Here is a 12,175-nt window from a genome sequence, read left to right on the forward strand (position 1 = left end):
CGTTGATTCTTTATTCGCATCAGTCGGCTCCGCCTGAGCACGCTCTTTGCCAGGGGACCCACGCACCGGTTACGCTCGGCTCGGTTTCCTTTTCACACGCCGAGAGGTCGTATGGACAGCAGGTCCACGTCGAAAAGCATCTTGCAGCGTCTCACCTCGAACACCGTGACGCTGGTGTTGGGCATGATAGCTCTGACAGCCTGTGGCGGAATCGGCCAGGAGGGCTCCGAGGTCCAGGACTCCACCTCGTTGAGCGCAACCCAGTCCACGACCCTGGCCGTGCCGTCCAATGTGCAAGCCTTCTATGCGGAAGGACGGTGGAGTACTCGTTTCGGAGCCACCGGCCCCTACTATGGCCCCCTGGGCCACCGTGGGCTCGACATCGCCGCCAGTGCCGGACAAGCGATTCCCGCGCTGCGCTCTGGCATCGTCCGCCGCGTCCAGTACTCCTCCGTCGTAGGCCACACCATCGCGGTGGAATCCGCGCCAGGAGACTTTTCCGGGTACGACCATGTCATCCGGACCCGGGTCTCCGTGGGAGATTTCGTCCAGCAGGGTGACATCATCGCCTATGCGGCGGGCTACGGGGATGATCACGGGTCGGCGTGGTCCGGGCCGCACCTTCACATCACCCGAGGCTCCACGGATCGCTGCGCGTTTGGTGAGAATGTCAGCGATCCCGCTCCCCTCATCCGGAACGTGCTCGGCACCGGAACTGGTGGAGGCACCGGCCCCGGAGGAGGCTCCGGAGGAATCCAGGTCAGCATCGAGGAAGGAAAGATTCTCCAGCGCGTCGCCCAGCGGGGTGGATACACGGGCACGGTGGACGGCATCCCCGGAACCAATACATGGAAGGGCGTTCAGACCGTCATCAGCAATCAGGGATTCTACTCCGGCCCCATCGATGGCATCCCGGGTGAGAACACCTGGAAGGGCGTCCAGAAACTCGCACAACTCGGAGGGTACACGGGGCCCGTGGATGGCTTCCCGGGCCAGTATACCTATGCGGGCCTCAACAATTGGCTCTCCCAGTCCCCGGGAACACCTCCACCAGCGGGGATGAGCGGTGTCTACGGAATCGATGTCGGCACCACCCAGCGGGATCTCGACTTCAACGCCATTCGCGGTGCCGGCTACCAGTTCGCGATTGTCAAGGCAGGCGGCTCCAATGTCTCACCCCTCTACGTCGCGCCCTACTATGCCCAGCAGGTCGCCCGGGCCCGCGCGGCCGGATTGCTCGTGGGGCATTACTGGGTGGCGGGCTCGACCAACCCCGCGGCGGATGCCCAGTACTTCGTGGACCACCTGTATGACCATCGCCCCGGCGATCTCCTGGTGCTCGACAACGAGGCGATCGACGACGGCATCTTCTGGAACGACTCCCTGACCGCGACCTTCATGCAGACGGTCAAGGACCGCCTGGGGAAGGTTCCCTTCCTGTACACCTACTCGAGCCTGCTCACGTCCAACACCTGGACCCAGACCCGGGCCGTTGGCTCCAAGTTGTGGATCGCCCACTACACGGGCACTCCGGGCAACCCGAACATCGGCTCGGCCTTTCCCTCGTGGGAGATTCATCAATACACCTCGTCTGGCAACCAGAATGGAATTCCTCTCGATTTGAACGTCGCCAGGTTGTCCGCCTTCGCCGGACTGAGCCAGCCACCGGATGGCGCGACACCTCCCCCGCCAACGGCCATTCCCGGGGGAGGCTCCTCTGGCGGAGGCGCCCCCGTCATCACCGTCGAGCAGGGGACCATTCTGCAGAATCTGGCACGTCGAGGTGGCTATACGGGCGTCATTGACGGCGTCCCGGGTGTCAATACCTGGATGGGGGTGCAGAGGGTGCTTCGCGAGCTGGGGTATTACGACGGGCCTGTCGACGGCGTACCGGGCATCAACACCTACAAGGGCTTGCAACTGCTTGCCCAGGACGGTGGCTACACGGGTCCCATCGATGGCATCCCCGGGCCCAACACGTACAACGGGCTCCAGGCGTACTTGAACGGCTCCTCCGGCGGTGTGCCTCCCGTCAGCAACACCCAGGGGGTGACGCTGCAGCGGATCGCTCAGGCGGGCGGGTACACCGGTGCCGTGGACGGCATCCCCGGCACGAACACGTGGAAGGGAATCCAGCAGGTCCTCAGCGGCTACGGCTACTCGGGGCCCGTGGATGGCGTCATGGGCACCAACTCCTGGAAGGCGGTTCAGCGCTTCGCCGCGAAGGGGGGCTACACGGGCCCCATCGACGGCGTCATGGGCACCAACTCCTGGAAGGGCGTGCAGACCGTCCTGCGGGGCTTTGGCTACACGGGCCCCATCGATGGCGTCATGGGCACCCAATCGTACGCGGCGCTCCAGCGGGTCGCGCGCCTGGGCGGGTACATGGGCCCCAGCGATGGCGCGCTGGGGGTGAACTCGTGGAGGGGCCTCCAGACCTTCTTGAGCGGCTCCGGGTACACGGGACCCATCGATGGGGTACCGGGAACGAACACCTACAAGGTACTTCAATCCCTGGCGAGCCGAGGCGGCTACTCGGGTCCGATTGACGGCATCCCCGGAACCAATACGTACGCGGGCCTGGCCAACCTCCTGGACTGAAACCGGCCGCCAACCTATCCGTCAAGGAATCGACTCAACCCAAAGGGTGCTCAACAGGCTGCCGCCCAGATCGTGTACCGTTGGCGCGTGCGTCGAACATGACCGAACGATCGACAAACCACATCGCGGCGGAGATGCGCAGGCGAGCGAAGGAGAACCCGGCGCAACCGGCGTTCGTCATGCAGGGCCTGCACTCACGCACGATCGTGACGTACGGCGCGTTCGTCGAGCGCGTCGCACGCGCCACGGCGTTCCTCATCGAACGCGGCCTGAAGCGCGGTGAGCGCTGCGCGCTGATTGGCACCAACCATCCGGATTGGTGCGCGGCCTGGTACGCCATCGTCGGCCTCGGCGCCGTCGCGGTGACGCTGGATCCGCAACTGTCCCCGGAGGCGCTGGGCGCGCTCATGAAGGACGCCGGCGCCCGCTTCGCCATCGTCGACGCGAAGGCCCAAGCGCAGAGCGCCGCGTGGACACAGCTCGAGCAGGTGTTCAGCCTGAACGAGCAAGCCCATGGCGTGTTTTCCAGCGACGCCGCCGCACCCGAGGAGCTCGTCGGCGGCGGCGACGAGCTGGCCGGGCTGCTCTACACGTCAGGCACGACGTCCGAGCCGAAGGGCGTCATGCTGACGCACACGAATCTGCTCGTGGCGGTGAACGGAATCATCCTCGCCTTGCGCGCCAGCCGCGACGACGTGATCCTGTCCGTCCTCCCCTTCTTCCACATCCTCGCGCAGATCGGCGGCATGCTCGCTCCGCTCGCCGTCGGCGCGACGGTGGTGCTCCTCCCCGAGCTCGAAGTCACTCGCATCACCGGCGCGCTGCGTGACGGTGGCATCACGATCTTCTTCTGCGTTCCGCAATTCTATCACCTGTTCCTGCGCCGCGTGCGCGCGCAGATCGATGAGTCACCCCGGTTGCGACGCATGTTTCCACGCCTGTTGCGCTGGAACCGCCGCGCCCGAGCCATCGGCCTCAACGCGGGAAAGGTCCTGTTCAAGAAGGTCCATGCCACGTTCGGACCGAAGATCCGCGCGCTGATCTCCGGCGGCGCGGCCCTGGATCCGGAAGCCGCGCGCACGTTCTATGCCCTGGGCATCGACATCCTGCAGGTCTACGGCCTCACCGAGACCACCGGCGCGATCGCGCTTGGTCGACCGGGCGAGACGGTCATCGGCACGGTCGGCCGCGCGGTGCCCGGCGTCGAGTTCCGCATCGACGTTCCGGACGGGAGAGGGAGCCCTCAAGCGCCCGGCGAGGTGTTCGTCCGCAGTGCGATGGTGATGCCGGGCTATTACAACCGCCCGGGCGAGGCGAAGCTCGAAGACGGTTGGTTCCACACCGGCGACCTCGGGTACCTCGACCCGGACGGCTATCTCTATGTCCTCGGCCGCACCGGAGACACCATCGTCCTTCCCAGCGGCAAGAAGATCCAGCCGAGCGAACTCGAGACGCACTTCGCGCGCTCGAAGCTCATCGCCGAGGTCGGCGTCACACTGGCGACCGGTGACACGGGGAGCGACCCGCGGCTCCATCTCGTCGTCGTCCCCGACCTCGAGGCCATACGCGCCACGGGCACCGGCAACGTCGAGCAAGTGCTCCACGAGGAGATCGCGCGCCTCTCCGCCGCGCTGCCGTCGTACAAGCGCGTCGTCGGCGTCACCATCACCCGTGAGCCCTTGCCACGCACCACCACGCGCAAGCTCAAACGCGCCGCGCTCCAGGAATGGGTCAAGGCGTCCCAGGCCGCCGAGCACGTCGGGTCGAAGCCGGTGTGGCGTGACGCCGACCGCGCGTGGGCCGAGGTCCCCGCGCACGCGCGCGCGCTCGAGCTCATCGCCGCCCGCGCGAGCCTCCCGCGCGAGGAGCTCCATCCGGATCTGCATCTCGACCTCGATCTCGGCCTTGATTCACTGGCGCGCCTGTCGCTGTTGTCGGATCTGGACGTCAACGCCGTGGGCGAGGTGCTGGCGACGGTGCAATCCGTGCGCGAGCTCGTCGAGGCCACGGCCCATGGCACGCCCGCACCGGCCGCGCCCGCCACCTCCCCCCCTCCACCACGAAGCCTGGCGCTGACCCTGCTCGCGTTCGTGCTCCTGCGCGGCTTGCGTGGCCTGGAGTGGCTGCTCCTGGGCGTGCGCGTCAAGGGCGCCGAGCATCTGCGTCCGTCGGGCGCGGCGCTGATCTGCGCGAATCACCAGTCGTTCCTCGACGTGTTCGTGCTCCTGTCCGTCCTTCCATGGTCGGTCTTCCGCCGAACCTGCATGGTCGGAAAGCCGAAATACTTCGGCGGGCCCCTGATGCCGCTGGCGCGTCGGATCGGCGTGATGCCGATCGATGCCAGCCGCAACCTCCCCACGGCCATCGAGGAGAGCGTGGCGCGGCTCGAGCGCGGCGCGGTGCTGATCGTGTTCCCCGAAGGAACGCGCTCCAGGGACGGCGCCCTCCTCCCGTTCCGTCACGGCGCGACGGTGATCGCACAGCGCGCACGGGCGCCCATCATCCCCGTGGCGATCGACGGTGCCTACCGCGTCATGCCGCGCGACAAGTTCTTTCCCCGCCTTCACCGCGTCACCCTCCGCGCCGGCGCGGCCCTCCTCGACGACCCATCCGCCGACGTCCACGCACGCACCGACACGCTTCGCGCGCGGATCGCCGCGCTACTGCAAGGGGCCCCCCCATGACCGAGCTGCCCGCCTGGATTCTTCGACAGTTGCCCGATGGCGTCGAGCACCGCCAGATCCCCGTCGCGGGCCACTCCCTCCACGTCATGGAGTTTGGCCAGGGGCAGCCCGTCCTCATGCTCCACGGCAATCCCACCTGGGGCTTTCTCTACCGCAAGGTCATGGCCGCCCTCCGTGGACAGCCGGTGCGCTGCATCGTGCCCGACCTCGTCGGCTTCGGCCTCTCCGACAAGCCGCGCGACCTTGGCGTGCACACCCTCGAGAACCACGCCGCATGGATCGGCGAACTGATCGACACGCTCGGCCTCGACAACATGATCTTCGTCGGCCAGGACTGGGGCGGGCCCATCGGAATGCTCGCGCTCGCCGAGCGGCTCGAGCGCGTGTCGGGCATGGTCATCCTGAACACCGTCCTCGGGCCGCCGCGCCCCGGGTTCCGTCCGACGCTGTTCCACCGTTCGAGCCAGCTTCCCGTGCTCAGCGACGTGCTGTTCCGCGGCCTGCAATTCCCGCAGCTCGCGCTCTGGGCCGCGCAGGGAGACCGGAGCAGCATTCGCGGAGAGGTTGCCCGCGCCTATCGCTGGCCGCTGCGGCACCTCCAGGACCGCACCGCGCCCCTCGCCCTCGCACGCATGGTGCCAGACTCCCTGGAGCATCGCTCCATCGCACCGCTCCGGCGCTGCCAGCAAGCCGCCGAGTCGTTCAAGGGCCCCATGCGCATCGTCTGGGGTGTGCGAGATCCGGTGCTTGGACGCGTCATCGGGTGGCTCGAGCGACTCCTGCCACGCGCGGAGGTCAAGCGCACCCAGGCCGGACACTTCCTCCAGGAGGAGGTGCCCGACGACATCGCCAGCGCCATCACCTCGCTGGTCCGCGGTGGGGCTAACGCCCGCTCTTCTGGATGAGCGAGGTCAGATCCTTCACCGTCTCGATGCGGCCCAGATCCTCGTCCTGGAACACGAAGCCGAGCTTGTCCTCGAGGAACGTGATCATCCGCAGGGTATCGACCGAGTCGATGCGAAGGCTCTCGAACCGCGTGTCGATGCCCACGGACTCGAACTCGGTGGCGAACTCCGGCCGCACCTTGTTCAGCGCGGCCTTCACCAGGTCGATGATCTCTCGTTCACTCATGTCTGTGCTCTTCCTCTTTCGTGTTCTTGGGCCAAAGCGAAAACCTGGCGCGCGCCCACCAGGAGCGGGTCACCTGCAGCCCCAGGCGTAGACGCGCTCCCATCGACCCGGCGGTGCGCGACCCTTCCCGCCCGAGCTTGCCTTCCAGGTACTGCCGACGAGCCTTGCCGCGCTGGAGCTTGCCCGACGAGGTCTTGGGAATCGCCCCGGGCGGCAGACAGACCACGTCCGCCGGTGGAACGCCGATCACGCGCTTCACCGTCGCGGCGACCTCGGCCTTGAGCGCCTCCGCGTTGTCGCTACGCGTCTCCAACATCACCACCACGCCCTCGGTGTCCTCGACGCGAACCGCCACCGCGATGGTCGTGCCGACGCGCACGCCCGGCAGCTTGTTGACCTCCCATTCGATCGTCTGCGGGCTGATGTTGCGGCCGCGGATGATGATGAGATCCTTCGCGCGCCCCACCACGTAGAGTTCACCGTCCACGAGGTAGCCGAGGTCGCCCGTCCGAAGCCATCCGTCAGCGTCGATGAGCGTCTCGGCACCACCCTCCTGATACCCCTCCATCACCGACGGGCCGCGGAACAGGATCTCCCCGCGCACGCCGTCCGCGCACGTCGCTCCCTTCTCGTCGACGACGCGCAGCTCGTGCCCGGGGATGACCTTGCCGCAGCCGATGTGGTGCTCGACTTCTCCACCGTCGGCGGGCATGGACACACCGTCGTCGCGGAAGCGCCCGGCGTCGAGCGTGCGCACCTTCATCGGCTCGGTCGACTTCTTCATGCTGATCGCCAGCATCGATTCCGCCAGACCGTACGCGGGAAGGAGCACGTCGGGGCGCAGCCCGGTGCGCGCGAACTTGTCGGTGAAGCGCTTCAGGGTGTCGTAATGCAACGGCTCCGCGCCAACGCCGAGGGCACGAACATTCCCCAGCGACCACCGCTCGAGATCCTCGTCCCTGGCGACGCGCGTCAGCCACCCGTACGCGAAGTTCGGGGCGAAGGAGACGGTCGCCTTCCGGCGGTGGATCGTCTCCATCCAGCACTCCGGACGCTTGAGGAAGCGCAGCGTGGGGATGAACGTCACCTCCACCTGCCAGTAGAGCGGCCCGAGCACGAAACCAATCAATCCCATGTCGTGCTGGAGCGGAAGCCAGCTCACACCGGTGTCGACCCCGGGCTGCATGGAAAGAGCCGAACCCATGAAGCCATGGATGTTGGCGATGAGCGTGCTGTGGGTCGCCCTCACCCCTTTGGGCGTCCCCGTCGAGCCCGACGTGTACTGCAGAAACACCAGGTCCTCCGGTGCCACCAACACCTCGCGCAACGCCGACGCGTCCGCCACGAGGGACGATGTCTCGACCACGCGCGCGAGGTTCGGCACGCGCTCGACGAATGCCCAGAAGATGCTGGACAGCCCGGCGCTCACCGCGAGCACCGTCGTGCCCGATGACGCGAGGATCGCCGCCGCCTGCCGTGTGTAGCTTTCGAGGTTGCCGAGGTGCACCGGCGGATAGAGCGGCACCGGGACGATACCGACGCGTAACGCGCCGAGGAACGTCGCGATGAAGTCCTCGGGATCGATGACCACCATTCCCAGACGATCGCCCTTCTTCATTCCCAGCGCCTGCAGCGCCGCGCCCCTCCGGCGGCTCTCGGCGTGAAGTGCTGGAAACGCAACAAAACGCTCCTCGCCACGCTCGTTCTGGAAGGTGAATCCGCGCGTCGCCGGAGCCTCGTCCAACCTGAGCAAGGCTTCGTGCAGGGTACGGCTTTCGTGTACGCCCTCGACCCGCGCGAGGAGACCATGACTTTGTTTCATTACCCCCCCAGGCAGAACATCCCCTCGGGTCGGAGGATCATCGTTGGATTATGAAAGGAAATCTAATTCCAATGGCGTGTGTCGCGCAACTGCAATAAATACTCCCTGTGAATAGGGGGCCGCCATGAGTGGATCAGTCCGATTCCGAGAAGAAGTCTACAGGATGTACATGAGCTTCTTCGAGACCGCCGAGAAGAAGCGGCGCTGGAGCGTGTACGACGACATCCCGTGGGATCGGCTGGATCCGTCGGCCTACGACGAGGGGCGCGCGATGAACGCCGAGACGTTCTGCGGCGTCGAACTCTACCTCCCCGATTATCTCGGCCAGGGCGTCAACCTCGTGCGCGAGAACTTCGGCCGGGCGTGGTTCCAGGCGAACTGGGGCTACGAGGAATCCAAGCACGGCCTCGCGTTGCGGATGTATCTCCTCAAGACCGGACTGCGCACCGAGGAGCAGCTGCGCGGCCTCGAGGACGCCATCGCGGCCCGGCCCTGGCGCCTTCCCTGGGACACGCCCCGCCGGATGACCTGTTACGGCGCCATCCAGGAGGCGAGCACACTCCTCGCCTACGCACGCCAGCTCGAGGACGCGCAGGCCGGCAAGGACGAGGTGCTCGCGACCATCTATCGCCTCATCGCGCGCGACGAGGCGGCGCACCAGCAGTTCTACCGCGCCGTCCTCAAGCTCGAACTCGAGGAGCACCGCCACGAGACGTTGGAGGATCTCGCCCTGGTGTCCGTCGGCTTCCGCATGCCGGCGATCGATCTCCTCCCCGACTCGGAGCGGCGAGTCGAGACGCTGCGCATGCACAACAGCTTCAATCGCTGGGGCTTCTTCCTGAAGGTCTGGATGCCGCTCCTCAAACTCCTGGGCGTGTCGCGCCAGGAGTTCGCGGAGTATCAACGGCGAGCCATTGATCAGACGCACGATCAGGCTAGCTGAACTTCCCCGGCAGGTCGGCCATCAGATCCGCCGCCGGGAGCAGCACCTCCGGAATCCCGAAGGAATCCACCAACAGATCGAGCTTCGGTGCCAGTCGCTGCGAGTACTCGAGCACCGTGCGCTCGACGAAGAGCGCGGAGAGTTCGAGCGAGCCGTCGGAGACATCCCGGTACCAGCCGAGGTTCGCCGACACCGTTGACCACCCGTACAGCTCGCACAGCTCCGTCAGGATGTCCTTCGCCGGGCCCGGCGCGCAGGTGCCAATGACGCGCAGGAACTGCTTGTGCGTCTCGCGAATCGCGTACGCGCGACCGAGTTCGATCGCGAACGTCAGGATCTCGTTCCAGGCGTCGGCGCGACTCAGTCCCTCGCCCATGTGCTTCATGAACTCGCCGCGCGTGTAGTCGAGAAGCTGGGTGAACCGCGCCGCGAACAACTCCTGGTGCTTCACGCAGGTGGCCGAGCAGCTGGAGGCATCGGGCTCGGCGGCCTCCTTGAACGGACCTTTGCCCCCGGCGAAGTCCTCGAGCAGGATCCGCCCCGCGTACTGAAACAGCACCACGTTGTCACCGGCCGCGTGCGCGAAGCCGTGCATGTCGAGCTGTGCCCGGGCGATCTTGTTGATGTGCCGGAACGAGTGCACACCGCAGCACTCGCGCGCGTTCTGGATGACCCGTGTCGCCGCCTCGTACGAATAGGCCTTGAACGACGCACAGAGGGGTTGGAGCGGCGTGGGCAGCGGCTCGGGCATGGTGACATCCGCCTCGAGGTGGAGGCGCTCGAGCATGAACGCGACCGCGTACGACTCGGCGACGCCGGGCACCAATCGCCGCTTGTGGCTGCTGTATTCGATGATGGGACGTTCCGGGCCACCGCGCGGTCCGAACTGGCGCCGCTCCTTGCCATAACGCGCCGCCACGGCGAGGGCGATCTTCATGCCCGCCACCGCGAAGGGAACGAGCCGCTCGATCATCAGCGGTGAGATCTGCGCGCGGAAGAGCTCACCCGGCGAATCGAACGACGTCACATACTTCCCTTCCGCCGTCACGTCCGCGAAGCGGTTGAGCAGGTTCTCGCGCGGGATGCGCACCTGCTCGAACATCGCCCCGCCGATTCCGACGCCGTTCAAGCCAATCAGCCAATCGACGTCGCTGATCTTCACGCCCGGCAGCGGGCGTCCCTCTTCATCTCGCACCGGCACCAGGAACGAGTGGATTCCCTTGCATTCCCCGTCGGGCATGTAGAGCTGCGCCATGACCGTGACGACCCGCGCGTTCCAGGCGAGCAGCGCGATCGCCCACTTCGCGTCGCGCCAGCTCGGCGTGTTGATGATGAACTCGCCGCGCTCGGCATCGTACGTCGCGGTGGTGCCGAGACCCGCGAGATTGCTGCCGTGTCCGACCTCGGTCATGCAGAAGCAACCCGGGAGCCTGAAGTCATCGGCGACGTCGACCAGGGCGCGATGCCGCTCGGTGCCGAGGAAGACCAGGCTTCCACCGAAGATGAGGAAGTGCCCGAACAACGTGGCCGCGACGCTTCCGTCGATCCAACACGAGTGCTCGCAGAACTTCATGTACTCGGACGGCTTCTGGTTCAACTCGGCCAGGGACAGCAGGCCCGCCTGGAGAAGCTTGCGCACCATGAAGTGCGTCTTCTCGCGAAACCCATCGAGGTCCTCGTTCTGGAACGACAGTGACGGATCCCAATGCTCCTCGAAGTACCTGCGCAGCTTCCAGGCATACTCGGGGCGAGTGCTGTTCAGGATGCGGTAGAGTTGATCCTCGACCGAGGGCTCGGGAGCTAGGAGGGGCTGCATAGTCATTATGGGGGCCTCGCTGTGTCGACTATCGAGAACAGTTTCATCCGCGACAAGACCGGTACACAAATCTTTGTTCATCACGGAACGTCCTTCGCGGTTGTTCCTCCCGGGTCAACCCGCTATCTTCGAGACCATCACTCACGAGGGGGGAGCAAGCAGTGTGAACAGCCTCCGGCATGACCTGGAAGCCCGGCCACGCTGGGACTCGTGAAGGAGACATCCATGGACACTCCGACGCAGAAGTCGACGAACATCCGCGAACACGACATCACCTTCAACGCGACGGACGGCTTCCCACTCTCCGGGCGGCTCCTCGTTCCGGAGCGGCCGACCGCGGCGGTCCTCCTCTCCCCGGCGACCGGGTTGCCCAAGGAGTTCTACCTCCATTTCATGCGCTATGGCGCGGAGCGCGGCGCGGCGTGCCTCGTCTACGACTACCGCGGCGTCGCCGCCTCGGCGCCCAAGGACCTGCGCGCCTTCAAGATGGATACCCCGGATTGGGGACGCCTCGACATGACCGCCGCGCTCGAGCGCTTGATCGAAGCCGCGCCGGGCGTTCCCGTGATTCACGTCGCGCACAGCGTCGGTGGGCACATCACGGGGTTCATGCCCAACCATCAGAAAATCACCCGGCAGGTCTTCATCGGCGTTGGATTCGGGACCTGGTGGAAGCACCGCTTCCCGAAGCAGCAACTGACGGATCTCTTCTTCTGGTGGATTTATGGGCCGCTCCAACTGGCGACCAAGGGCTTCATTCCCTCGGGCGGGCTCTGGGGCGGTTCGACCCTGCCCGCCGGCGCGTTCAAGACCTGGCGGCGCTGGTCGCACAAGGCGGACTACTTCCGTGGCGAGCTCGGCGACCGATTGAAGCCCCATTACTTCAATGAAATCGCGACGCCGATCCTCTCGTACGTGTTCACGGATGACCCCCTGACGACCCCCGAAACCGCTCGCGGCTTCCTCGAGTTCATGCCCAAGGCACAGAAAGACGTGCGCGTGCGTCGCCCGGCGGACCTCGGCGTCAAGGCCCTGCGACATCAGGATGTCTTTCGGCGAAGCAACTCGGCGGCGTGGCCCGAGCTGTGGCGAGCGGTGCTCGAAGGCGCTTGAGAACGACGCCACGTCCTCCACGGCTCGGGGGACATCACCGCGACTCCCGACGTCCAAGCGGTGAG

8 protein-coding genes are annotated in these 12,175 nt (G+C 66.2%); 5 read left to right on the plus strand and 3 right to left on the minus strand.

Features of this window, described 5'->3' with window-relative positions:
- Positions 1-183 precede the first annotated feature (183 nt).
- The 3 genes from CYFUS_RS40020 to CYFUS_RS40030 all read left to right on the plus strand — a co-directional run bounded on the left by CYFUS_RS40020 (position 184) and on the right by CYFUS_RS40030 (position 6,190).
- A complete protein-coding gene (locus CYFUS_RS40020; RefSeq protein WP_232537082.1) occupies positions 184-2,601 on the plus strand; it encodes a GH25 family lysozyme in 2,418 nt (805 codons plus the stop codon).
- A 98-nt stretch (positions 2,602-2,699) separates the two neighbouring features.
- A complete protein-coding gene (locus tag CYFUS_RS40025) occupies positions 2,700-5,285 on the plus strand; it encodes an AMP-binding protein (protein WP_095989988.1) in 2,586 nt (861 codons plus the stop codon).
- Positions 5,282-6,190, plus strand: coding sequence for an alpha/beta fold hydrolase (locus CYFUS_RS40030; RefSeq protein ID WP_095989989.1), 909 nt, complete (start codon positions 5,282-5,284; stop codon positions 6,188-6,190). The genes CYFUS_RS40025 and CYFUS_RS40030 overlap by 4 nt, the downstream gene beginning before the upstream one ends.
- On the opposite strand, the gene CYFUS_RS40035 is transcribed toward CYFUS_RS40030, so the two are convergent.
- Entirely contained in the window at positions 6,168-6,416 is a 249-nt protein-coding gene (locus CYFUS_RS40035; protein ID WP_095989990.1) for an acyl carrier protein, read from the minus strand. The two genes, CYFUS_RS40030 and CYFUS_RS40035, sit on opposite strands and share 23 nt — an antisense overlap.
- Positions 6,409-8,238 (minus strand): fatty acyl-AMP ligase, encoded by a 1,830-nt coding sequence (locus CYFUS_RS40040; RefSeq protein WP_095989991.1) that lies wholly within the window; start codon positions 8,236-8,238, stop codon positions 6,409-6,411. The genes CYFUS_RS40035 and CYFUS_RS40040 overlap by 8 nt, the downstream gene beginning before the upstream one ends.
- A gap of 169 nt (positions 8,239-8,407) precedes the next feature.
- Here CYFUS_RS40040 and CYFUS_RS40045 point away from each other — a divergent pair, with 169 nt between their 5' ends.
- Positions 8,408-9,181 carry an acyl-ACP desaturase gene (locus CYFUS_RS40045; protein ID WP_232537083.1) on the plus strand — a complete coding sequence of 258 codons (774 nt, stop codon included), beginning with the start codon at positions 8,408-8,410 and terminating at the stop codon, positions 9,179-9,181.
- Here CYFUS_RS40045 and CYFUS_RS40050 read toward each other — a convergent pair.
- Positions 9,174-11,003 carry an acyl-CoA dehydrogenase gene (locus CYFUS_RS40050; RefSeq protein WP_198316307.1) on the minus strand — a complete coding sequence of 610 codons (1,830 nt, stop codon included), beginning with the start codon at positions 11,001-11,003 and terminating at the stop codon, positions 9,174-9,176. The two genes, CYFUS_RS40045 and CYFUS_RS40050, sit on opposite strands and share 8 nt — an antisense overlap.
- Positions 11,004-11,222: 219 nt before the next feature.
- Here CYFUS_RS40050 and CYFUS_RS40055 point away from each other — a divergent pair, with 219 nt between their 5' ends.
- Complete coding sequence (locus CYFUS_RS40055; protein ID WP_095989994.1) at positions 11,223-12,110, plus strand: alpha/beta fold hydrolase; 888 nt, start codon at positions 11,223-11,225, stop codon at positions 12,108-12,110.
- Positions 12,111-12,175 lie beyond the last annotated feature (65 nt).

Source organism: Cystobacter fuscus (assembly GCF_002305875.1).
GTDB lineage: Bacteria > Myxococcota > Myxococcia > Myxococcales > Myxococcaceae > Cystobacter > Cystobacter fuscus_A.